The organism is Klebsiella sp. 7-CIP_Kleb. (assembly GCF_050378655.1).
GTDB classification, from domain to species: Bacteria; Pseudomonadota; Gammaproteobacteria; order Enterobacterales; family Enterobacteriaceae; genus Klebsiella; species Klebsiella quasipneumoniae.
This window is the reverse complement of sequence record NZ_JBNRLJ010000002.1, coordinates 357,253-379,976: the sequence shown is the minus strand read 5'-3', so window position 1 is coordinate 379,976 and position 22,724 is coordinate 357,253. Positions and strand designations below refer to the sequence as shown.

At 59.2% G+C, this 22,724-nt stretch carries 17 protein-coding genes; 14 read left to right on the top strand and 3 right to left on the bottom strand.

Annotated elements, in window-relative coordinates; genetic code table 11:
* The first annotated feature begins 124 nt into the window (after positions 1-124).
* From ACQUTI_RS09480 to ACQUTI_RS09450, 7 genes are all read left to right on the top strand, one after another.
* A complete protein-coding gene (locus ACQUTI_RS09480) occupies positions 125-2,389 on the top strand; it encodes a ComEC family protein (protein ID WP_080841185.1) in 2,265 nt (754 codons plus the stop codon).
* Between the two features lie 36 nt (positions 2,390-2,425).
* The gene (gene msbA, locus ACQUTI_RS09475; protein ID WP_004201387.1) at positions 2,426-4,174 is read left to right on the top strand and encodes a lipid A ABC transporter ATP-binding protein/permease MsbA; all 1,749 of its coding nucleotides are present in this window, start codon (positions 2,426-2,428) and stop codon (positions 4,172-4,174) included.
* Complete coding sequence (gene lpxK, locus ACQUTI_RS09470; RefSeq protein WP_117130241.1) at positions 4,171-5,151, top strand: tetraacyldisaccharide 4'-kinase; 981 nt, start codon at positions 4,171-4,173, stop codon at positions 5,149-5,151. Before msbA ends, lpxK begins: the two co-directional genes overlap by 4 nt.
* Before the next feature lie 54 nt (positions 5,152-5,205).
* Complete coding sequence (locus ACQUTI_RS09465; protein WP_122543113.1) at positions 5,206-6,435, top strand: winged helix-turn-helix domain-containing protein; 1,230 nt, start codon at positions 5,206-5,208, stop codon at positions 6,433-6,435.
* Positions 6,436-6,498: 63 nt separating this feature from the next.
* A complete protein-coding gene (gene ycaR / locus ACQUTI_RS09460; protein ID WP_004201390.1) occupies positions 6,499-6,681 on the top strand; it encodes a protein YcaR in 183 nt (60 codons plus the stop codon).
* On the top strand, positions 6,678-7,424 hold the full coding sequence (gene kdsB, locus ACQUTI_RS09455; protein ID WP_004201392.1) for a 3-deoxy-manno-octulosonate cytidylyltransferase: 747 nt from the start codon (positions 6,678-6,680) through the stop codon (positions 7,422-7,424). The genes ycaR and kdsB overlap by 4 nt, the downstream gene beginning before the upstream one ends.
* Positions 7,425-7,561: 137 nt before the next feature.
* On the top strand, positions 7,562-8,455 hold the full coding sequence (locus tag ACQUTI_RS09450; protein WP_004201393.1) for a YcbJ family phosphotransferase: 894 nt from the start codon (positions 7,562-7,564) through the stop codon (positions 8,453-8,455).
* Here the strand turns inward: ACQUTI_RS09450 and elyC are convergent.
* The gene (gene elyC, locus ACQUTI_RS09445; protein WP_004201396.1) at positions 8,432-9,211 is read right to left on the bottom strand and encodes an envelope biogenesis factor ElyC; all 780 of its coding nucleotides are present in this window, start codon (positions 9,209-9,211) and stop codon (positions 8,432-8,434) included. The genes ACQUTI_RS09450 and elyC overlap by 24 nt on opposite strands.
* A 121-nt stretch (positions 9,212-9,332) precedes the next feature.
* On the opposite strand from elyC, the gene cmoM reads away from it, so the two are divergent.
* The 7 genes from cmoM (at position 9,333) to ACQUTI_RS09410 (ending at position 20,092) form a co-directional block, all read left to right on the top strand.
* Complete coding sequence (gene cmoM, locus ACQUTI_RS09440; RefSeq protein ID WP_017899447.1) at positions 9,333-10,133, top strand: tRNA uridine 5-oxyacetic acid(34) methyltransferase CmoM; 801 nt, start codon at positions 9,333-9,335, stop codon at positions 10,131-10,133.
* Complete coding sequence (mukF, locus tag ACQUTI_RS09435) at positions 10,130-11,452, top strand: chromosome partition protein MukF (protein ID WP_002898189.1); 1,323 nt, start codon at positions 10,130-10,132, stop codon at positions 11,450-11,452. Before cmoM ends, mukF begins: the two co-directional genes overlap by 4 nt.
* The gene (mukE, locus tag ACQUTI_RS09430; protein ID WP_004150840.1) at positions 11,433-12,137 is read left to right on the top strand and encodes a chromosome partition protein MukE; all 705 of its coding nucleotides are present in this window, start codon (positions 11,433-11,435) and stop codon (positions 12,135-12,137) included. Before mukF ends, mukE begins: the two co-directional genes overlap by 20 nt.
* The gene (gene mukB, locus ACQUTI_RS09425; protein ID WP_004201401.1) at positions 12,137-16,585 is read left to right on the top strand and encodes a chromosome partition protein MukB; all 4,449 of its coding nucleotides are present in this window, start codon (positions 12,137-12,139) and stop codon (positions 16,583-16,585) included. Before mukE ends, mukB begins: the two co-directional genes overlap by 1 nt.
* A gap of 200 nt (positions 16,586-16,785) precedes the next feature.
* Complete coding sequence (gene ldtD, locus ACQUTI_RS09420) at positions 16,786-18,576, top strand: L,D-transpeptidase (RefSeq protein WP_004201402.1); 1,791 nt, start codon at positions 16,786-16,788, stop codon at positions 18,574-18,576.
* Between the two features lie 303 nt (positions 18,577-18,879).
* Positions 18,880-19,431, top strand: coding sequence for a YcbK family protein (locus ACQUTI_RS09415; RefSeq protein WP_004201403.1), 552 nt, complete (start codon positions 18,880-18,882; stop codon positions 19,429-19,431).
* Positions 19,432-19,444: 13 nt separating this feature from the next.
* Positions 19,445-20,092, top strand: coding sequence for an MBL fold metallo-hydrolase (locus ACQUTI_RS09410; protein WP_114508006.1), 648 nt, complete (start codon positions 19,445-19,447; stop codon positions 20,090-20,092).
* A gap of 65 nt (positions 20,093-20,157) precedes the next feature.
* On the opposite strand, the gene ACQUTI_RS09405 is transcribed toward ACQUTI_RS09410, so the two are convergent.
* Together ACQUTI_RS09405 and ompK35 are read right to left on the bottom strand one after the other, a co-directional pair.
* Positions 20,158-21,348: an amino acid aminotransferase gene (locus tag ACQUTI_RS09405; protein WP_017899450.1), complete on the bottom strand. Its 1,191-nt coding sequence runs from the start codon at positions 21,346-21,348 to the stop codon at positions 20,158-20,160.
* Positions 21,349-21,535: 187 nt separating this feature from the next.
* Positions 21,536-22,618 (bottom strand): porin OmpK35, encoded by a 1,083-nt coding sequence (ompK35, locus tag ACQUTI_RS09400; RefSeq protein WP_049116479.1) that lies wholly within the window; start codon positions 22,616-22,618, stop codon positions 21,536-21,538.
* Positions 22,619-22,724: the final 106 nt, after the last annotated feature.

Sequence of the window (22,724 nt, the reverse complement as noted above, 5' to 3'; positions counted from 1 at the left end):
CGCAAAAAAAAAGCGCCTGACTGCAAGCGTGACGATTGTCTGGAACGCTGCACGCGCGCCTGAATTCTGCCCGAGGACGTCAGCTTCGCTTTGCGTAACACTGCCCGCTCACAGGGAGGTGTTTATGCGTCTACCATGGCTTGCCGGATGCGCCATCATCGCGATACTGCCGCTACTCTGGCTACCCGCGTTGCCGGGCCCGGGCATTCTGGCGTTCGCCGGCGTACTGGCGCTGTTGCTGACCCGTCTGCGCGGGACGGTCATCGCCGTTGTGGCGATGACGCTTCTGCTGATGGTCTGGGGAGTATTGAGCGCATATCAGGCGCTGTGGCCAACGCAGCACCTCACCGGCGCCGCCCGGCAGGCGGAAGTGTTCCTCCACGAGACGGATGGCCAGACTCTGCACCGCGGACAGATTGTGCGCCTGGCGGACCGCTTCCTGTTCCCCCCGGTTGGCGTGACGTTATACGGGGAACTTGCACCAGCCCCCGTCTGTGCGGGGCAGCGCTGGATGATGACGCTGCGCCTGCGGCCGGTGCATGGGCAGCTCAATGACGGAGGCTTCGACAGCCAGCGCTATGCGCTGGCCCAGCATCGGCCGCTGAGCGGGGGGATCGTCGCCGCTTCCGCGTTGGATACCCGCTGCAGTCTGCGCGCCCGCTACCTGGCGTCGCTGACCCGGCGATTGCAGACTTATCCCTGGCATCCGGTGATGCTGGGCCTGGGGATGGGGGAGCGGCTGGTGCTGCCGGCGGAGATCAAAGTCCTGATGCAGAACACAGGCACCTCCCACCTGATGGCTATCTCCGGTTTGCATATTGCTCTTGCGGCTTCCCTGATCGTGCTCCTGCTGCGCGGTTTACAGTCCCTTTTCCCGGGGCGCTGGATCGGCTGGCGGCTACCGCTGCTGGCTGGGCTGGCGGGCGCAGTCGGCTATGCCTGGCTGACCGGTATGCAGCCACCGGCCCTGCGCACTTGCGTAGGGCTTGCAGTCTGTTGTGCTTTACGTTTGTCGGGTCAACGCTGGACGGCGTGGCAGATGTGGCTCTGCTGTCTGGGGGCGATTCTGGTTGCCGATCCGCTGGCGGTGTTGTCGCAAAGCCTGTGGCTATCCGCCTTCGCGGTGGCGGGGCTGATCTTCTGGTTCCAGTGGTTACCGCTGCCTGACAGTCGCTGGCGCTGGCCGTGGAAAGCGCTGTTCGCCCTCGTGCATTTGCAGGCTGGCGTGACGCTGCTGCTGATGCCGCTGCAGCTGCTGCTCTTCCATGGCATAAGCCTGACGTCGATGGCCGCTAATTTGCTGGCGGTACCGTTAGTGACCCTGCTGGCGGTGCCGCTCATTCTCGCCGGAATGCTCCTGCATCTCACTGGACCGGAGGTGGTGGCGTCGCTGATCTGGCTGGCAGCCGATCGCGTGCTGGCGGTGTTGTTCTGGGGGTTACGACGTTTACCGGACGGCTGGCTGACGCTGGATGCCCGTTGGCTCTGGATCAGTAGCCTGCCGTGGCTGCTGGTGATGGGCTGGCGTTTTCAGAGCTGGCGGTATACTCCAGCGCTGTGTCTGAGTGTGCTGTTTTTGCTGGCGCGGCCATTCAGCCGGCAACCGCCCGCGGACCAATGGCGGGTGACGATGCTGGATGTCGGGCAGGGGCTGGCGATGGTGATCGAACGTCACGGCAAGGCGTTATTGTACGATACCGGGCCGGCATGGCCGCAGGGCGACAGCGGTCGACAGGTGATTATCCCTTGGCTGCGCTGGCACCATCTGCAGCTGCAGGGGATTATGCTGAGCCACGAGCATCTTGACCATCGCGGCGGCCTCGAATCCGTGCTGCAGGCTTGGCCGCAGGCGTGGGTGCGCAGCCCTTTAGGCTGGGCGCGTCATCTGCCGTGCCATCGCGGCGAACGCTGGCAGTGGCAGGGACTCACTTTCCAGGCGCTGTGGCCGCTGCCGGGCAGCGCGGCAAAGGGAAACAATCACTCCTGCGTGGTGCGAATCGATGACGGTCGCTCCAGCATCCTGCTGACCGGCGATATAGAACGTCAGGCGGAGCAGGCGATGATCAGCCGCTACTGGCAGCATCTGGCGTCTACACTTATTCAGGTTCCCCATCACGGCAGCAACACCTCCTCCAGCGAACTGCTGGTCCGGCGGGTGGATGGCGCGGCCGCGCTGGTTTCCGCTTCGCGCTACAATGCGTGGCGGATGCCCTCGCACAAGGTCGTTCAGCGCTATCGCCAGCGGGGGTATCGCTGGTTCGCCACGCCGCAGCAGGGGCAGATAACGGTGGTTTTTTCTGCAGAAGGGTGGCAAATCCATAGCTTACGGGATCAAGTTTTACCTCGTTGGTATCATCAGTGGTTTGGCGCGCCCGCCGATAACGGGTAGAATATGCGGCTATTTCAACACAAGCTGGTTTATTGAATGCAGAACGATAAAGATCTCTCCACGTGGCAGACCTTCCGCCGACTTTGGCCGATTATTGCACCGTTTAAAGCCGGGCTAATCGTAGCGGCGGTGGCGTTAGTGCTTAACGCGGGCAGTGACACCTTCATGTTATCGCTTCTTAAACCGTTATTGGATGATGGTTTTGGTAAAACGGATCGCTCAGTGCTGCTATGGATGCCGCTGGTGGTTATCGGGCTGATGGTGCTGCGTGGGATCACCAGCTACATCTCGAGCTATTGTATCTCCTGGGTTTCCGGCAAAGTGGTAATGACCATGCGTCGTCGCCTGTTCGGCCACATGATGGGCATGCCGGTGGCTTTCTTTGACAAGCAGTCTACCGGGACGCTGCTGTCACGTATCACCTATGATTCTGAACAGGTCGCTTCCTCCTCTTCCAGCGCGCTGATCACCGTGGTCCGCGAAGGGGCATCGATTATCGGCCTGTTCGTGATGATGTTCTATTACAGCTGGCAGCTGTCGTTGATCCTAATTGTACTGGCGCCAATCGTGTCGGTAGCAATCCGCGTGGTCTCCAAGCGTTTTCGCAATATCAGTAAGAATATGCAGAACACGATGGGGCAGGTCACCACCAGCGCTGAGCAGATGCTGAAAGGGCACAAAGAGGTGCTGATGTTTGGCGGCCAGGAAGTGGAAACCAAACGTTTTGATAAGGTCAGCAATAAAATGCGCCTGCAGGGGATGAAAATGGTTTCCGCCTCGTCTATCTCCGACCCGATCATTCAGCTTATCGCCTCCCTGGCGCTGGCCTTTGTCCTGTATGCCGCCAGCTTCCCGAGCGTGATGGACACCCTGACCGCTGGGACCATTACCGTGGTCTTCTCCTCCATGATTGCGCTGATGCGTCCGCTGAAGTCTCTGACCAACGTCAATGCCCAGTTCCAGCGCGGGATGGCGGCATGCCAGACGCTGTTTGCGATCCTCGATTCCGAGCAGGAGAAAGACGAAGGTACCCGCGTCATTGAGCGGGCGAAAGGCAATCTCAAGTTCGAGAACGTCACCTTTACCTATCCGGGTCGCGAAGTGGCCGCGCTGCGCAATATCAATCTCGATATCCCGGAAGGGAAAACTGTGGCGCTGGTGGGACGCTCCGGTTCGGGTAAATCGACCATCGCCAGCCTTATCACGCGCTTCTACGATGTCGACGATGGGCAGATCCTGCTGGATGGCCATGACTTGCGCGAGTACAAGCTGAGCTCGCTGCGCGACCAGGTAGCGCTGGTTTCACAGAACGTGCACCTGTTCAATGATACCGTCGCCAATAACATCGCCTATGCCCGTACTGAAGAGTACAGCCGCGAGCAGATTGAAGAGGCTGCGCGAATGGCCTACGCCATGGACTTCATCAACAAGATGGACAATGGCCTGGATACCATCATCGGCGAAAATGGCGTGATGCTGTCCGGCGGCCAGCGCCAGCGTATTGCTATTGCCCGTGCGCTACTGCGTAACAGCCCGATCCTGATCCTCGATGAAGCCACCTCGGCGCTGGATACCGAGTCCGAGCGTGCGATTCAGGCGGCGCTGGATGAGCTGCAGAAAAACCGCACCTCGCTGGTTATTGCCCACCGTTTGTCAACCATTGAGCAGGCTGATGAGATTGTGGTGGTTGAAGACGGGCGGATCGTGGAGCGCGGAACGCACCACGACCTGCTGGAGCATAAAGGCGTATACGCCCAGCTGCATAAGATGCAATTCGGCGAATGATCGCGCGCATCTGGTCCGGTGAGTCGCCGCTGTGGCGCCTGCTGCTGCCGCTCTCCTGGCTGTATGGCCTGGTGAGCGCGTTGATTCGCCTCAGCTATCAGCTGGGGTGGAAAAAAGCCTGGCGCGCGCCGGTGCCGGTGGTGGTGGTCGGTAACCTGACCGCCGGCGGCAACGGTAAAACGCCGGTGGTGATCTGGCTGGTGGAGCAACTGCAGCAGCGCGGCATTCGCGTTGGGGTGGTCTCTCGCGGCTACGGCGGTAAAGCCGAACGCTACCCGCTGGTATTAACTGACCGGACCAGTACGGCGCAGGCAGGCGATGAACCGGTGCTCATCCATCAGCGCACCGGCGCGCCAGTGGCGGTCTCTCCGCTGCGCAGCGACGCGGTGAAAGCGCTGCTCAGCGCGCACGAGCTACAGATTATCGTCACCGACGATGGGTTGCAGCACTATAAGCTGGCGCGGGACCGGGAAATTGTCGTCATCGACGGCGTGCGCCGCTTTGGCAACGGCTGGTGGCTGCCTGCCGGGCCGATGCGTGAGCGGGCATCGCGCTTGCAAAGCGTTGATGCGATTATCGTCAACGGCGGCGTGGCGCGTCCGGGAGAGATCCCGATGCAGCTGCGTCCCGGGATGGCGGTCAACCTGCTCACCGGCGAACGTCGCGATGTCTCTACCTTCACTAACGTAGTGGCAATGGCCGGCATCGGCCATCCGCCGCGCTTTTTCGCCACCCTCGAAAGCTGTGGCGTCCAGCCGGTCAAAACCGTGGCGCTGGCGGACCATCAGGCGCTGAGCCAGGCCGATGTCACCGCTCTGGTAACCGCCGGGCAGACGCTGCTGATGACCGAGAAAGACGCCGTGAAATGTCGCGATTTCGCCGCTGCGAACTGGTGGTATTTACCGGTCGACGCCATAATGGCCGATGAACGCGCACAGCGGTTGCTTGCGGACTTAGCGGCGTTGGCGCAACGTTAACCGACGCGCCGGCTTTGCTCGCCGCTGTGCTGGAATTCCTGACGGAGAACCTGCATGTCGGTATTGCAACTATCGATTAATGAGGCGCGCCACCTCCATCTCGCGGCGCAGGGGTTATTAAAAAAGCCCCGGCGTCGCGCTCGCCCGAATGACATCCTTTCCACCATCCAGCAAATGTCGCTGCTGCAAATCGATACCATCAACGTGGTGGCCCGCAGCCCCTACCTGGTGTTGTTCAGCCGCCTCGGCAGCTATCCGCAGCACTGGCTGGATGAGTCATTGCGCAGCGGCGAGCTGATGGAATACTGGGCGCATGAAGCCTGTTTTCTGCCGCGCAGCGATTTCGCCCTTGTGCGCCACCGAATGTTGAACCCCGACAAGATGGGCTGGAAATATCATCGCGCGTGGATGGAGGAGCATGCCGGAAGTATTGCAGAGCTGGTGGCGCATATCGGACAAAACGGACCGGTTCGCTCGGCGGATTTTGCCCACACACGCAAAGGCGCCAGCGGCTGGTGGGAGTGGAAACCGCATAAGCGCCACCTGGAAGGGCTGTTTACCGCCGGTGAAGTGATGGTGGTGGAGCGGCGCAACTTTCACCGCGTGTATGATTTAACCCGGCGGGTGATGCCGCACTGGGACGACGAGCGCGATGCGCTGCCCCGCGACGCTGCGGAGGCCATCATGCTGCGCAACAGCGCCCGCAGCCTCGGCATCTTTCGCCCCCAGTGGCTGGCGGATTACTATCGTTTACGTCAGCCGGCGCTACCGGGTTTGCTGGCGGCCTGGCAGGAAGAGGGCCTGGTTGTGCCAGTCGACGTGGAAGCGCTTGGCGAGATGTGGCTGCATCGCGACGCGCTGGCGCAGCTGGAGTCCGCGCCCGGCGGTAAACTTACCGCCAGCCATAGCGCCGTGCTCTCGCCCTTCGACCCGGTGGTCTGGGATCGGAAGCGCGCTGAGCAACTGTTCAACTTCAGCTATCGCCTGGAGTGCTATACCCCGGCGCCGAAGCGTCAGTATGGCTACTTCGTACTGCCTCTGCTGCACCAGGGGAAACTGGTCGGGCGGATGGACAGTAAAATACATCGCAAAAGCCGGGAGCTGGAGATCTTCGCCCTGTGGCTGGAGGATGAGGTGAAGATCACCCGTGGTCTGGAGCAGGGGCTGCGCCGGGCGATCAACGACTTCGCACGCTGGCAATCGGCAGACCGGATCCTGTGTCGACGCCTGCCGGAAGGGCTGTTTGTCGGCCAGGAGCGAGGATGGGAAATCGATGCCGATTGATCCCGGCGCCGACCTTCCTGTGTTATGCTGCTGAGAAATCTATCCAGTCCATCAGGAGGAAACATGGATCACCGTTTACTTGAAATCATCGCCTGCCCGGTCTGTAACGGTAAGCTGTATTACAGTCAGGATAAGCAAGAACTTATTTGCAAACTTGATAGTCTGGCGTTTCCACTGCGCGACGGTATCCCTGTGCTGCTGGAGACAGAAGCGCGTCCGCTGGCGGTAGAAGAGAGTCACTCATGAGTTTCGTGGTCATTATTCCTGCGCGTTTCGCCTCCACGCGCCTGCCGGGAAAACCACTGCAGGACATTAACGGCAAGCCGATGATTGTCCATGTGCTGGAGCGCGCCCGCGAATCCGGCGCGGATCGCATTATTGTCGCCACCGATCACGAAGAGGTCGCCCGGGCGGTTGAAGCCGCCGGCGGCGAGGTCTGCATGACCCGCGCCGACCATCAATCCGGCACCGAACGGCTGGCGGAGGTGGTGGAGAAGTGCGCGTTCAGCGATGACACCATCATCGTCAATATCCAGGGCGATGAGCCGATGATCCCCCCGGCTATCGTCCGCCAGGTGGCGGAGAATCTGGCTGCCAGCACCAGCGGAATGGCGACGCTGGCGGTACCGATCCACGATGCGGAAGAGGCGTTTAATCCAAATGCGGTCAAAGTGGTGATGGATGCGCAGGGCTATGCGCTCTATTTCTCCCGCGCCACCATTCCCTGGGATCGCGATCGCTTTGCCCACTCCCGCGACGCCATTGGTGATTCTCTGCTGCGCCACATCGGCATCTATGGCTATCGCGCCGGCTTTATTCGCCGCTATGTCAGCTGGGCGCCAAGCCCGCTGGAGCAGATAGAAATGCTCGAGCAGCTGCGGGTGCTGTGGTATGGCGAGAAGATCCATGTCGCCGTGGCGGCCGAAGTGCCCGGCACCGGCGTCGATACCCCTGAAGATCTGGCGCGCGTCCGCGCTGAACTGCGTTAGTCCACTGTCCCCTCCTTGCAGGAGGGGATATCCCCACCGGTTTTACGCTTTTTTTGCCCATTTTTGATCTTATCCGATGACAACCCAGGTGCGGGCGCTCATTATGAAATCAGTAGTGTTCATAGGGGTAATCGACAATGGAACAGTTGCGAACCGAACTGAGTCACCTGCTTGGCGAAAAGCTGAGCCGGGTGGAGTGTGTCAGTGAAAAAGCCGCTACGGCGCTGTGGTCCCTGTATGACGCGCAGGGAAATCCGATGCCGCTGCTGGCGCGAAGTTTCACCACCCCCGGCGTGGCGCGGCAGCTGGCCTGGAAGATCTCCACTCTGGCGCGCAGCGGTACGGTGCGCATGCCGGTGGTCTATGGCGTGATGACGCATGAAGAGCATCCCGGGCCGGACGTGCTGCTGCTTGAGCGTCTGCGCGGCGTCCCGGTGGAGGCGCCCACCCGCACCCCGGCGCGCTGGGAACAGCTGCAGGAGCAGATCGTCGAGGCGCTGCTGGCCTGGCATCGTCAGGACAGCGGCGGCTGCGTGGGGATGGTCGATAATACCCAGGACAATCTGTGGCCGAACTGGTACCGGCAGCGGGTGGCGATGTTGTGGAGCACCCTGAACCTGTATCAGGACACCGGTCTGACCATGCAGGATAAGCGGGTTTTGTTCCGCTCGCGCGAGTGTCTGCCGGAGCTGTTCCGCGATTTCAATGATAATGCCGTACTGGTGCACGGCAATTTCACCCTGCGCAGCATGCTGAAAGATCCGCGCAGCGATCAGCTGCTGGCGATGGTTGGTCCGGGGATGATGCTGTGGGCGCCGCGGGAGTACGAACTGTTCCGTCTCGCGGAGGGGGGCCAGGCCGAGCAGCTGCTATGGCGTTACCTGCAGCAGGCGCCGGTCTCCGAGGCCTTTGTCTGGCGGCGCTGGCTTTATCTGCTGTGGGATGAGGTGGATAGTCTGGTCAATACCGGGCGCTTTGACCGCGCCCGTTTCGACCTCGCCGCAAAATCACTCCTGCCCTGGCTCGCCTGAGCTGCCTTTCAGCCATTGCCAGACGCGACCAAGCGTTTCATAGCCGACCCGGTCGCTGTGCATCAGCCACACCGGTGAAGGAATGACCCGCTCCCACGGATTGAGCGGTGACGTGACCGCCATCTGATTAGCCGGCGCGGGCAGCGGATCCAGACCGGCATGGCGAAAGAAGATCATCGCCCGCGGAAGATGCGACGCCGAGGTGACCAGCAGGAAGGGGGCGTCGCCGATGGCGCCCTTCACCGCCAGCGCTTCCTCTTCCGTATCTTTCGGCTTATCGAGCACGATGATATCGCTGCGCGGTACGCCGAGGCTTTCCGCCACTCTCGCCCCGGCCTCCGCCGTGCTGACGGGGTTGGTTTTTGCCGCCGCGCCGGTAAAGATCATTTTCGATCCCGGATTCTCCTGCCACAGGCGAATGCCCTCCGTCAGGCGCGGCAGGCTGTTGCTGATAAGGTTAGAGCTAGGCGCCCACTCCGGGTTCCAGGTATAGCCGCCGCCCAGCACCACCACGTAGCTCACCGGCTGCTCGCCGCGCCAGGTGGGATAGCGATCTTCTATCGGTTTAAGCAGGCTGTCTGCCACGGGCTGCAGGCTCAGCAGCGTCAGCAGCAGCCAGCCGAGGCTCACGCAAAACTTCCCGGTACGTTGAAAGCGGCTGAACCATAACAGGGCGATCCCGATACCGATCAGCAACAGCAGGGCAGGAAGCGGTAGCAGCAGACCGCCGACGATCTTTTTTAGCGTGAAAAGCATGCCAGATGGTTCCTTTTTTAACCATATAACCAAAGTTATGTTCGGATCTTATAACAGATCGCTTCATTCTCGGCGTGGGTATGACAAAATAGCGGTTTTGTGTTGGCTTGTGGAGTCGCCCGTGCAGGATCGCAATTTCGATGACATTGCTGAAAAGTTTTCGCGCAATATTTACGGCACCACAAAAGGCCAGCTGCGCCAGGCGATCCTCTGGCAGGATCTGGAGCCGCTGCTGGCGCAGCTGGGGCCGGGGCCGCTGAGGGTACTGGATGCCGGCGGCGGCGAAGGGCAAACGGCCATTAAAGTGGCGCAACTGGGCCATCACGTGACGCTGTGCGATCTCTCCGCTGAAATGGTGGCCCGCGCCCGCCAGGCTGCTGTCGATAAAGGTGTGATCGACAACATGCATTTTGTACAATGCGCGGCTCAGGATATTGCGCAGCACTTGGAAAGCCCGGTCGATCTGGTACTGTTTCATGCGGTGCTGGAGTGGGTGGCGGAGCCCCAGGCGGTGCTGCGTACCCTGTGGTCGACGCTGCGTCCTGGCGGCGGCTTGTCGTTGATGTTCTACAATGCTAACGGCCTGCTGATGCACAATATGGTTGCCGGTAATTTCGATTACGTACAACTGGGCATGCCAAAAAAGAAAAAACGCACGCTGTCGCCGGACTATCCGCGTGAGCCGCAGCAGGTTTATCACTGGCTGGAAGAGATTGGCTGGCAGATTGTCAGCAAAACCGGCGTGCGAGTGTTTCATGATTATCTGCGTGAAAAACGCCAACAGCATGACAGCTATGCGGCGCTGCTGGAGCTGGAGACGCGCTACTGTCGTCAGGAGCCGTACCTCAGCCTGGGCCGTTATATTCATGTCACCGCGCTTAAGAGCCAGGCTCATAGCCGCAGATGCAAGGATAAAGTATGAGTGAATTTTCCCAGACAGTCCCCGAACTGGTTGCCTGGGCCAGGAAAAATGATTTTTCTATCTCGCTGCCGGTCGACAGACTCTCTTTCCTGCTGGCGATCGCCACCCTGAATGGCGAACGGCTGGAAGGGGAAATGAGCGAGGGAGAACTGGTGGATGCGTTCCGCCACGTGAGTGATGCGTTTGAGCAGACCAGCGAAACCATCAGCCAGCGCGCCAATAACGCCATCAACGATTTGGTGCGCCAGCGTCTGCTGAACCGCTTTACCAGCGAAATTACCGAAGGCAATGCAATCTATCGTCTGACGCCGTTGGGGATCGGGATCACCGATTATTATATCCGGCAGCGCGAATTTTCGACGCTGCGTCTCTCGATGCAGTTGTCGATCGTCGCCGGCGAGCTGAAGCGCGCAGCGGATGCCGCGGAAGAGGGCGGCGATGAGTTTCACTGGCATCGCAACGTTTTTGCCCCGCTGAAGTATTCGGTAGCGGAAATTTTCGACAGCATCGACCTGACGCAGCGCATCATGGATGAGCAGCAGCAGCTGGTGAAAGACGATATCGCGCAGCTGTTGAACAAAGACTGGCGCGCGGCGATTTCCAGCTGTGAACTGTTGCTGTCGGAAACCTCCGGCACCCTGCGTGAACTGCAGGATACGCTGGATGCGGCGGGGGATAAGCTGCAGGCGAATCTGTTGCGCATTCAGGATTCGACCATGGCGCGCGACGATCTCCATTTTGTCGACCGGCTGGTGTTCGACCTGCAAAGCAAGCTCGACCGCATCGTCAGCTGGGGCCAACAGGCGATTGACCTGTGGATCGGCTATGACCGCCACGTGCACAAGTTTATCCGTACCGCTATCGATATGGATAAGAACCGCGTCTTCGCCCAGCGTCTGCGCCAGTCGGTACAGACCTATTTTGATGAGCCGTGGGCGCTGACTTACGCCAACGCCGACCGTCTGCTGGATATGCGCGACGAGGAGATGGCCCTGCGCGATGAAGAGGTCACCGGCGAGCTACCGGCGGACCTCGAATTTGAAGAGTTTAACGAAATTCGCGAGCAGCTGGCGGCGCTGATCGAAGCGCAGCTGGCGGTCTATAAAGAGAAAGGAATACCGCTGGATCTCGGCCTGGTGGCGCGGGAGTTCCTGGCGCAGTATCCGCGCGGGCGTCACTTCGACGTGGCGCGGATCGTCGTGGATCAGGCGGTACAGCTGGGCGTCGCCCAGGCAGATTTCACCGGACTGCCAGCCAAATGGCAGCCGATTAATGATTACGGAGCCAAGGTACAGGCGCATGTCATTGACAAATATTGAACAAGTGATGCCGGTTAAGTTGGCGCAGGCGTTAGCCAATCCGTTATTTCCGGCGCTGGACAGCGCCTTGCGCGCGGGCCGACATATCGGCCTCGACGAGCTGGATAATCACGCATTTTTGATGGACTTCCAGGATTATCTGGAAGAGTTTTACGCTCGCTATAACGTCGAGCTGATCCGCGCGCCGGAGGGGTTTTTCTACCTGCGCCCGCGTTCCACAACCCTGATTTCACGCTCAGTGCTGTCCGAACTGGATATGATGGTGGGCAAAATTCTTTGCTATCTCTATCTCAGCCCGGAGCGCCTGGCAAACGAAGGAATTTTCACCCAGCAGGAGCTGTATGACGAGCTGCTGACCCTGGCGGATGAATCCAGGCTGCTGAAGCTGGTCAACAACCGTTCCACCGGTTCGGATCTGGACCGTCAGAAGCTGCAGGAAAAAATGCGCGCGTCGCTAAACCGCCTGCGCCGTCTGGGGATGGTGTGGTTTATGGGCCACGACAGCAGTAAGTTCCGCATTACCGAATCGGTATTCCGCTTTGGCGCCGATGTACGCGCCGGCGACGACCCGCGCGAGGCGCAGCGCCGCCTGATCCGCGACGGGGAAGCGATGGCCCTGGAAAATCACCTGCAACTCAATGATGAGAATGAAGAGAACCAGCCGGATAGCGGGGAGGAAGAGTAATGATTGAACGCGGTAAGTTTCGCTCGCTGACGCTGGTTAACTGGAACGGCTTCTTTGCCCGGACCTTTGATCTTGATGAACTGGTCACCACCCTCTCCGGGGGGAACGGCGCCGGTAAGTCGACGACCATGGCGGCCTTCGTCACGGCGCTGATCCCCGATTTAACCCTGCTGCACTTCCGTAACACCACCGAAGCGGGGGCCACCAGCGGCTCACGCGATAAAGGCCTGCACGGTAAGCTGCGCGCCGGCGTCTGTTACTCAGTGCTCGACGTTATCAACTCCCGCCATCAGCGCGTGGTGGTCGGCGTGCGCCTGCAGCAGGTTGCCGGGCGCGATCGCAAAGTCGATATCAAGCCTTTCGCCATTCAGGGGCTGCCCACCTCTATCCTGCCGACCCAGCTGTTAACCGAAACGCTGAACGATCGCCAGGCGCGCGTAGTCAGTCTCAATGAGCTGAAAGAAAAGCTCGAGGCGATGGAAGGGGTCCAGTTTAAGCAGTTCAACTCGATCACCGAGTATCATTCGCTGATGTTCGATCTGGGCGTGGTGGCGCGCCGTCTGCGTTCCGCCTCCGATCGAAGTAAATATTATCGCCTGATCGAGGCCTCGCTATACGGCGGGATCTCCAGCACCATTACCCGCTCGCTGCGCGACTACCTGTTGCCGGAAAACAGCGGCGTGCGTAAGGCATTCCAGGATATGGAAGCGGCGCTGCGGGAAAACCGCATGACTCTCGAGGCGATCCGCGTCACCCAGTCCGATCGCGATCTGTTCAAACATCTGATTAGCGAAGCCACCAACTACGTGGCGGCGGACTATATGCGTCACGCCAACGAGCGGCGTATTCATCTTGATAAGGCGCTGGAGTATCGTCGCGATCTCTTTACCTCGCGTTCGCAACTGGCGGCGGAGCAGTATAAGCACGTCGACATGGCGCGCGAGCTGCAGGAGCATAACGGCGCAGAAGGCGATCTGGAAGCGGATTACCAGGCCGCCAGCGATCACCTGAACCTGGTGCAGACCGCGCTGCGTCAGCAGGAAAAAATCGAGCGCTACGAAGCGGATCTTGACGAGCTGCAGATCCGTCTGGAAGAGCAGAACGAAGTGGTGGCGGAAGCCATCGATCGCCAGGAAGAGAACGAAGCCCGCGCCGAGGCCGCCGAGCTGGAAGTGGATGAGCTGAAAAACCAGCTCGCCGACTATCAGCAGGCGCTTGACGTGCAGCAGACCCGAGCCATTCAGTATCACCAGGCGCTGCAGGCGCTGGAGCGCGCGAAGGCGCTGTGCCATCTGCCGGACCTGACGCCGGAGAGCGCCGACGAGTGGCTGGAAACCTTCCAGGCGAAAGAGCAGGAAGCGACGGAGAAAATGCTGTCGCTGGAACAGAAAATGAGCGTGGCGCAAACCGCGCACAGCCAGTTTGAACAGGCCTACCAGCTGGTGGCGGCGATTAACGGCCCGCTGGCGCGCAATGAAGCCTGGGACGTGGCGCGCGAATTGCTGCGCGACGGCGTGAACCAGCGCCACCAGGCCGAGCAGGCGCAGGGGCTGCGCAGCCGCCTCAACGAGCTGGAGCAGCGCCTGCGCGAGCAGCAGGACGCCGAGCGCCAGCTGGCTGAGTTCTGCAAACGCCAGGGCAAACGCTACGATATCGACGATCTGGAAACGCTGCATCAGGAGCTGGAAGCGCGCATCGCTTCGCTGGCCGACAGCGTTTCTAACGCTCAGGAACAGCGCATGACCCTGCGCCAGGAGCTGGAGCAGCTGCAGTCGCGCACTCAGACGCTGATGCGCCGGGCGCCGGTCTGGCTGGCGGCGCAGAATAGCCTTAACCAGCTGTGCGAGCAGAGCGGCGAGCAGTTTGAGTCCGGCCAGGAGGTTACCGAATACCTGCAGCAGCTGCTGGAGCGCGAGCGCGAAGCTATCGTTGAACGTGACGAGGTCGGCGCCCGCAAGCGCGCCATCGACGAAGAAATCGAGCGTCTCAGCCAGCCGGGCGGTTCGGAAGATCCGCGCCTCAACGCGCTGGCGGAACGGTTCGGCGGCGTTCTGCTGTCCGAGATCTACGATGATGTTAGCCTTGACGATGCGCCGTACTTCTCCGCGCTGTACGGTCCGTCGCGCCATGCCATCGTGGTGCCGGATCTGTCGCAGGTTGCCGAGCAGCTTGAAGGGCTGGAGGATTGTCCGGAAGATCTCTATCTGATCGAAGGCGATCCGCAGTCCTTTGACGATAGCGTATTCAGCGTGGACGAGCTGGAAAAAGCGGTGGTGGTGAAGATTGCCGACCGCCAGTGGCGTTATTCGCGCTTTCCGTCGCTGCCGCTGTTTGGCCGCGCCGCGCGTGAAAACCGCATTGAAACCCTGCATGCCGAGCGTGAATCGCTGTCCGAGCGTTTTGCGACCCTGTCGTTTGACGTGCAGAAAACACAGCGTTTGCATCAGGCTTTTAGCCGCTTCATCGGCAGCCATCTGGCGGTGGCCTTCGAGGACGATCCGGAAGAAGAGATCCGCAAACTCAACAGCCGCCGCGGCGAGCTGGAGCGCGCGCTGAGCGCCCATGAAAGCGATAACCAACAGAACCGCGTGCAGTATGAGCAGGCGAAAGAGGGCGTGTCGGCGCTTAACCGCCTGCTGCCGCGCCTGAATCTGCTGGCGGATGATACGCTGGCCGACCGCGTGGACGAGATCCAGGAACGTCTGGATGAAGCGCAGGAGGCCGCGCGCTTTATTCAGCAGCACGGCAATCAGTTGGCGAAGCTGGAGCCTATTGTTTCGGTGCTGCAGAGCGATCCGGAGCAGTTTGAGCAGCTGAAAGAAGATTACGCCTATGCGCAGCAGACCCAGCGCGATGCGCGCCAGCAGGCTTTTGCCCTGGCGGAAGTCGTCCAGCGCCGGGCCCACTTCAGCTACTCCGATTCGGCGGAAATGCTCAGCGGCAACAGCGATCTCAACGAGAAGCTGCGCCAGCGTCTGGAGCAGGCGGAAACCGAACGCAGCCGCGCGCGCGACGCGATGCGTGCCCATGCGGCGCAGCTTAGCCAGTACAATCAGGTGCTGGCCTCGCTGAAGAGCTCGTATGACACCAAGAAAGAGCTGCTTAACGATCTGTATAAAGAGCTGCAGGACATTGGCGTACGCGCCGATGCCGGCGCGGAAGAGCGGGCCCGTGCGCGTCGCGATGAGCTGCACATGCAACTGAGCAATAACCGCTCCCGTCGCAATCAGCTGGAGAAAGCATTGACCTTCTGCGAAGCGGAAATGGACAACCTGACCCGCAAACTGCGCAAGTTAGAGCGCGATTATTGCGAAATGCGCGAGCAGGTGGTGACCGCCAAGGCAGGCTGGTGCGCGGTGATGCGCCTGGTGAAAGACAACGGCGTCGAGCGTCGTCTGCACCGCCGCGAGCTGGCCTATCTTTCCGCCGACGAGCTGCGCTCCATGTCGGATAAGGCGCTCGGTGCGCTGCGTCTGGCGGTCGCTGATAACGAACATCTGCGCGACGTGCTGCGTATCTCGGAAGATCCGAAGCGTCCGGAGCGCAAAATTCAGTTCTTCGTTGCCGTCTACCAGCATCTGCGCGAGCGTATCCGCCAGGATATTATCCGCACCGATGATCCGGTGGAAGCGATCGAGCAGATGGAGATTGAGCTCAGCCGCCTGACCGAAGAGCTAACAAACCGCGAACAGAAGCTGGCCATCAGCTCCCGCAGCGTGGCCAACATTATTCGCAAAACCATTCAGCGCGAGCAGAATCGTATCCGGATGCTCAATCAGGGATTGCAGAGCGTCTCCTTCGGCCAGGTCAACAGCGTGCGTCTGAACGTCAATGTGCGTGAGACCCATTCGATGCTGCTCGATGTGCTCTCCGAGCAGCATGAACAGCATCAGGATCTCTTCAACAGCAACCGCCTGACCTTCTCGGAAGCGCTGGCTAAGCTCTATCAGCGCCTGAATCCGCAGATCGACATGGGGCAGCGCACGCCGCAAACCATCGGTGAAGAGCTGCTCGACTACCGCAACTATCTGGAGATGGAAGTGGAAGTTAACCGCGGCTCCGACGGCTGGCTGCGCGCGGAGTCCGGCGCGCTGTCCACCGGGGAAGCGATCGGTACCGGTATGTCGATTTTGGTGATGGTCGTCCAGAGCTGGGAAGATGAATCCCGCCGGCTGCGCGGCAAGGATATCTCGCCTTGCCGTCTGCTCTTCCTCGATGAAGCGGCGCGTCTCGATGCCCGCTCCATCGCCACGCTGTTCGAGCTGTGCGAACGTCTGGAGATGCAGCTGATTATCGCGGCGCCGGAGAACATCAGTCCGGAGAAAGGCACCACCTATAAACTGGTGCGTAAAGTGTTCAATAATCACGAACATGTCCACGTGGTGGGGCTGCGCGGGTTTGCCGCGCCGCTGCCGGAAGCGCTGCCGGGAACGGCCGACGCCTCCTGAGGCTGCGGCAACATTCTGGCGGCTAAGCGGTGAAGAGGGCAACGTTAAGTTGCCCTTTTTTTCTATCCAGCCCGGCATGCCAGGGTGGTATAATCTTTAAACTTCTTTACATTAGGTAAGGCAAAAGCCTTTTCGTCTTTATATACTGAAAAAGAGCCCCAATTTTGTGGGCTGCAATGTGTGACAACAGGGGGCAAGGGATGTTGCTAAAGAAACGGTATGGTCGTCCATTGTCAGCGCTCAGCCTGAGCCTGGCACTGGCATTTGCTCCGCTGTTCAATGTCCAGGCCGAAGAGCCTGAAGTCGTACCCGGCGACAGTTCCGCGACGCCCGCTGAGGTCTCTGTCGCGCTGGCGCAAAGCGATGGGCAATCGCCGGCGGTCGCGAAGCTGGCCGGTGAGCAGCCGCTGTCGATGGCGACGGCGGCAAACAGTCGCGCCCAGATCGAGGCGCTGTTGCCGGCAGGGTATAAACCCGTCTTTATGAATCCGCTGGTGTCGCTGTACGCCGCCAGGGATATGAAACCGATGTGGGAAAACCGCGAGGCGGTGCAGGCGTTCCAGCAGCAGCTGGCGGAGATCGCCATCGCCGGTTTTCAGCCGCAGTTTACCACCTGGGTCAGTCTGCTGACCGATCCCGCCGTCAGCGGCATGGCGCGCGATGTGGTGCTGTCGGACGCCATGATGGGCTATCTGCACTTTATCAGCGGCATCCCCACCCAGGGGACCCGCTGGTTGTACAGTTCAACGCCGTACAAGATGGCGACCCCGCCGCTGTCGGTGATTAACCAGTGGCAGCTGGCGCTGGACAATGGCTCCCTGCCGGCGTTTATCGCCGGCCTGGCGCCGCATCATCCGCAGTATGAAGCCATGCATCAGTCGCTGCTTGCGCTGGTGGCTGATTCTCGCCCGTGGCCGCAGATGACCGGCAGCGGCTCGCTGCGCCCCGGCGAATGGAGCAATGATATCGGTGCCCTGCGCGAGATCCTCCAGCGTACCGGGATGCTGGACAATACCGCCAATATCGTTCTGCCTGGCGATGTGGTGAGCCCGTCGGCGAAGAAAAAGAGCAAACCCGCGGCGCGCGGCGTGTACGATCGCCAGCTGGTGGAGGGGGTTAAGCGCTTCCAGGCGATGCAGGGGCTGGGGGCGGATGGCGTCATCGGCCAGTCGACTCGCGACTGGCTCAACGTCTCTTCCGCGCAGCGCGCAGGGGTGCTGGCCCTGAACATTCAGCGTTTACGCTTACTGCCGGGCAAACTATCCACCGGCATTATGGTCAATATTCCGGCGTTCTCGCTGGTCTATTACCAGGACGGCAGCCAGGTGCTGGCCTCGCGGGTGATTGTGGGGCGTCCAGACCGCAAAACGCCAATGATGAGCAGCGCGCTGAATAACGTGGTGGTCAATCCGCCGTGGAACGTGCCGCCAACCCTGGCGCGCAAAGATATCCTGCCGAAGGTGCGTAACAATCCAGGCTATCTGGAGCAGCATGGCTACACCGTGATGCGCGGCTGGAACAGTAAAGAGACCATCGATCCTTATCGGGTTGACTGGTCGACCATCACCGAGAACAACTTACCGTTCCGCTTCCAGCAGGCGCCCGGGGCGCGTAACTCGCTCGGACGCTACAAGTTCAATATGCCGAGCTCCGATGCCATCTACCTGCACGATACGCCGAACCATAATCTGTTCCAGAAGGATGTTCGTGCGCTCAGTTCCGGCTGTGTGAGGGTGAATAAGGCTTCGGAGCTGGCCAATATGCTGCTGCAGGATGCGGGCTGGAATGACTCGCGTATTTCTGATGCCCTGAAGCAAGGGGACACGCGCTATGTCAATATTCGGCAAAATATACCGGTGAATTTATATTACTTAACGGCGTTTGTGGACGCTGATGGACGTACACAATATCGAACAGATATTTACAATTACGATATCACCGCGCGATCCAGCGCACAAATTCTGACGAAAGCTGAACAATTAATCAGGTAAATGAAGTAGTTCAATGGATTTTGTTGTCCTAGCACTGGGTAAAAAAGGGCGCTGCTCCTCTGCAGCGCCCGATTTTCCTGGGGTGAGGCTGCCTTGACGTTGGCAATAATGCCCGGTAAGGTGCCTTTCGTGCGCCAGAAGTGCATATACATATCATTCCGCTCAATGCGTGGCGCGGTCAGCGCGAACGTTCTCTTTTGCCGGGCTGCATCACGGCTGTGGCGAGCGATGGCGTGCTGAGGTTCAGCATCGCGCAAGGCGGAAAAAGTATATAACGATTCATTGACTGTAGACCTGATTATCATGGACAAATTTGACGCTAATCGCCGCAGATTGCTGGCGTTGGGTGGTGCTGCGCTGGGTGCTGCCGCCATTCTCCCTGCGCCGGCATTTGCCACTCTCTCGACCCCCCGTCCGCGTATTTTGACGCTGAATAACCTGCATACTGGTGAATCACTCAAGGCGGAGTTTTTCGATGGCAGAGGCTATATTCAGGATGAATTAGCAAGACTTAACCATTTTTTCCGTGATTACCGCGCGAATAAAATTAAGTCCATCGATCCAAATCTGTTCGATCATCTTTATCGGTTGCAGGGACTACTTGGCACCAACAAACCTGTCCAGCTTATCTCTGGCTATCGTTCCCTCGATACCAATGATGAGCTTCGCGCACGAAGCCGTGGTGTAGCAAAACACAGCTATCACACCAAGGGGCAGGCAATGGATTTCCATATTGAAGGTATTTCGTTAAGCAATATTCGCAAAGCGGCGTTATCTATGCGCGCAGGTGGTGTAGGATATTACCCACGTAGTAACTTTGTGCATATTGATACCGGTCCCGTAAGGCACTGGTAACGAAAGGAGCGTCATGAACTATCGTATTATTCCGGTTACCGCGTTCGCGCAGAACTGTTCTCTTATCTGGTGCGAACAAACCCGGCTGGCGGCGCTGGTCGATCCTGGCGGCGATGCTGAACGTATCAAAGCGGTGGTGACGGAGGCTGGCGTCACGCTGATGCAGATTCTGCTGACGCATGGCCACCTCGATCACGTCGGCGCCGCTGCGGAACTGGCGGAGCATTATGGCGTGCCGGTTATTGGTCCGGAAAAAGAAGATGAGTTCTGGCTGGAAGGCTTACCGGCGCAAAGCCGGATGTTCGGCCTGGAGGATTGCCAGCCGCTGCGTCCGGATCGCTGGCTCAATGAAGGCGATGTGGTTAATGTAGGGAATGTGGCGCTGCGGGTGCTGCACTGCCCAGGCCATACGCCGGGTCATGTGGTCTTCTTTGATGACGCTTCCCGACTGCTTATTTCCGGGGATGTGATTTTCAAAGGCGGAGTTGGGCGCAGTGATTTTCCACGCGGCGACCATGGGCAGCTGATCACTGCCATTAAGGATAAGCTGTTGCCGTTGGGCGATGACGTGACCTTTATTCCCGGCCATGGTCCGCGGTCGACGCTGGGTGAGGAACGCCGCAACAACCCGTTCCTGCAGGATGAGATGCCGGTCTGGTAACCCACCTGACGCGAACATAAAAAGGCCGCATTCGCGGCCTTTTTCTTGATATCGAATAATATTGCTTACAGCACGGCGACGATGGCTTCGCACAGCGGCGCCATGTTGTCAGGCGTCATGCCGGCCACGTTGATACGGCCGGACGCGACCGCATAAATGGCGAACTCTTCACGCAGACGCAGCACCTGCTCTTTCGTCAGGCCGCTGAACGAGAACATACCGTTCTGTTTGCTGATAAAGCTGAAGTCGCGGCTCGCGCCTTTCTCCTGCAGGGTGTTGACGAACAGCAGTCGCATGCGCTGAATGCGCTGGCGCATATCGGTCAGCTCCTGCTCCCAGATCGCCCTCAGCGCATCGTTGCTCAGAATGGTCGCCACCACGGACGCGCCGTGCGCAGGCGGGTTGGAGTAGTTAGCGCGGATCACCGACTTCATCTGGCTGAATGCGCGGTCTACAGTCTCCTGATCGGCGGCGACCAGAGTGCAGGCGCCGACGCGCTCGTTGTACAGGCCAAAGTTTTTCGAGTAGGAGCTGGCGACCAGCAGCTCTTTATGCAGAGCAGCAAAGGCGCGCAACCCTTCAGCATCTTCTTCCAGGCCGCGGGCGAAGCCCTGATAGGCGAAATCGAACAGCGGCAGCCAGCCTTTCTCGACCGACAGCTGCGCCAGCGTCTGCCACTGATCGAGCGTGGGATCGATACCGGTCGGGTTGTGGCAGCAGCCGTGGAACAGTACCACGTCGCCCGCCTGGGCTTCGTTCAGGCTGGCAAGCAGACCATCAAAGTCCAGCGCGTGGTTAGCCGCGTCGTAGTAGGCATATTCACGCACTTCCAGCCCGGCGGAGGTAAACACACTCTTATGGTTTGGCCAGCTCGGGTTGCTTACCCACACGCGTTTCACGTCGGTGTTTTTGGCGAGGAAGTCTGCGGCGACGCGCAGTGCACCGGTACCGCCCGGGGTCTGCGCGGTGCGGGCGCGTTTATCGGCGATAATCGCATTGCCTTTACCGAACAGCAGCTCCTGGGTGCAGCGACCAAATTCAGGAATACCATCGATGCCCAGATAGTTTTTAGTCGTTTCATTTTCCAGCAGGTACTGCTCTGCTTTTTTGACGCTGGTCAGAACGGGGGTTTTACCAGTTTCATCCTTGTAAACACCAATTCCGAGGTTAATCTTTTCAGGGCGGTCATCGGCACGAAACAGATCGGCCAGACCTAAAATCGGGTCGGCTGGGGCGGCGGTAATGTTCTCAAACATGACGAGGTTCCATTGTGATTACTGAAGGGAAATCCGCTATCAGGTTAACGGGAGAACAACGAATTGCCAACCGTTTGCGACAAAAAGCGCGAAGGTTTTCGAAAGATACGATCTTTGCCTCACGAATAGAGAAAAGCAGGACCGAAGTCCTGCTCTGAAGGCATATCACGAAGGGGTGTACTGCAAATTAGAACTGGTAAACGATACCCACGGCCGCCTGGTCGTCGGTCGCTACGCCAGCTTCACGCGTATAAGCGTTGTCGTCCAGTTGGTTGAACTTGTACGCCGCATAGACGTTCATGTTCTTGTTGAAGTAGTACCAGGTACCCACTTCGACGTATTTAACCAGATCCGCATCGCCGCCGGAGAAGCCGCCGCGCGCCTGCAGGTCTTTGCCTTTGGTCTGTACGTAGCCGATGGACGGACGCAGGCCGAAGTCGAACTGATACTGTACAACGGCTTCGAAGTTCTGGGTTTTGCCCGCGAAGTAGTTACCCTGGTTTTCCGGGGTCATGTTGTAAGTCTGGGAGTACATGACGGCCGCGTAAACGTTGTTGGCGTCATATTTTGCAGAGGTTGCCCAGGCTTCGGCTTTGTCGCCATTGCCGTCAGCTTTCTGATCTACGCTACGGTTGGAACCGGAGTAGCCAGCAGACAGCGCAATACCGTTGTCGAACGCGTAGGTCGCCGCGGTGCTGAAGCCGTCGCCATTCTGCTTGTGAATCGAACGGTCGTGGTCGTTTTTACCCTGGTACTGCAGCGCGAAGCTCAGGCCGTCAACCAGACCGAAGAAGTCAGAGTTACGGTAGGTTGCCACGCCGTTGGTACGGCCGGTCATGTAGTTGTCGGTGTAGTTCCAGCCGTCGCCGCCCCATTCAACCAGCATATCGGTTGCTGCTTCGACGTCGTAGATTGCGCCGTAGTTACGGCCGTAGTCGAATGAACCATACTCGCCCGCTTTCAGACCTGCGAACGCCAGACGGGTTTTGGTCGGCTGGGAACCTTCAACATTGGAGGCGTCCATGTTGTATTCCCACTGACCGTAGCCGGTCAGCTGATCGTTGATCTGAGTTTCGCCTTTCAGGCCGATACGGGCGTAGGTGGTATCGTCGCTGCTGGTCTTGCCATTGGTGGTCCAGACGTGCTCGCCGACCATTTTTCCGTAGAAATCCAGTTTGTTGCCGTTTTTGTTATAGATTTCTGCAGCGTTAGCTGCACCGGCTACCAGCAGGGCAGGGATCACCACTGCCAGAATATTGCGCTTCATCATTATTTATTACCCTCATTAATATTTTTTATATGAACACGTGCCACTGCCGTCAATAAGTTCTGTCAATAAAAACTTACAGAACCATTGATGAGAGTTTGGTGTCTGA

Coding starts and splice junctions, on each gene's coding strand:
- mukB (WP_004201401.1), top strand. CDS start 12,137: ATGATTGAACGCGGTAAGTTTCGCTCGCTGACGCTGGTTAACTGGAAC.
- ACQUTI_RS09405 (WP_017899450.1), bottom strand. CDS start 21,348: ATGTTTGAGAACATTACCGCCGCCCCAGCCGACCCGATTTTAGGTCTG.
- ldtD (WP_004201402.1), top strand. CDS start 16,786: ATGTTGCTAAAGAAACGGTATGGTCGTCCATTGTCAGCGCTCAGCCTG.
- ycaR (WP_004201390.1), top strand. CDS start 6,499: ATGGATCACCGTTTACTTGAAATCATCGCCTGCCCGGTCTGTAACGGT.
- ACQUTI_RS09415 (WP_004201403.1), top strand. CDS start 18,880: ATGGACAAATTTGACGCTAATCGCCGCAGATTGCTGGCGTTGGGTGGT.
- mukE (WP_004150840.1), top strand. CDS start 11,433: ATGTCATTGACAAATATTGAACAAGTGATGCCGGTTAAGTTGGCGCAG.
- ACQUTI_RS09410 (WP_114508006.1), top strand. CDS start 19,445: ATGAACTATCGTATTATTCCGGTTACCGCGTTCGCGCAGAACTGTTCT.
- lpxK (WP_117130241.1), top strand. CDS start 4,171: ATGATCGCGCGCATCTGGTCCGGTGAGTCGCCGCTGTGGCGCCTGCTG.
- ACQUTI_RS09480 (WP_080841185.1), top strand. CDS start 125: ATGCGTCTACCATGGCTTGCCGGATGCGCCATCATCGCGATACTGCCG.
- msbA (WP_004201387.1), top strand. CDS start 2,426: ATGCAGAACGATAAAGATCTCTCCACGTGGCAGACCTTCCGCCGACTT.
- ompK35 (WP_049116479.1), bottom strand. CDS start 22,618: ATGATGAAGCGCAATATTCTGGCAGTGGTGATCCCTGCCCTGCTGGTA.
- mukF (WP_002898189.1), top strand. CDS start 10,130: ATGAGTGAATTTTCCCAGACAGTCCCCGAACTGGTTGCCTGGGCCAGG.
- kdsB (WP_004201392.1), top strand. CDS start 6,678: ATGAGTTTCGTGGTCATTATTCCTGCGCGTTTCGCCTCCACGCGCCTG.
- ACQUTI_RS09465 (WP_122543113.1), top strand. CDS start 5,206: ATGTCGGTATTGCAACTATCGATTAATGAGGCGCGCCACCTCCATCTC.
- elyC (WP_004201396.1), bottom strand. CDS start 9,211: ATGCTTTTCACGCTAAAAAAGATCGTCGGCGGTCTGCTGCTACCGCTT.
- ACQUTI_RS09450 (WP_004201393.1), top strand. CDS start 7,562: ATGGAACAGTTGCGAACCGAACTGAGTCACCTGCTTGGCGAAAAGCTG.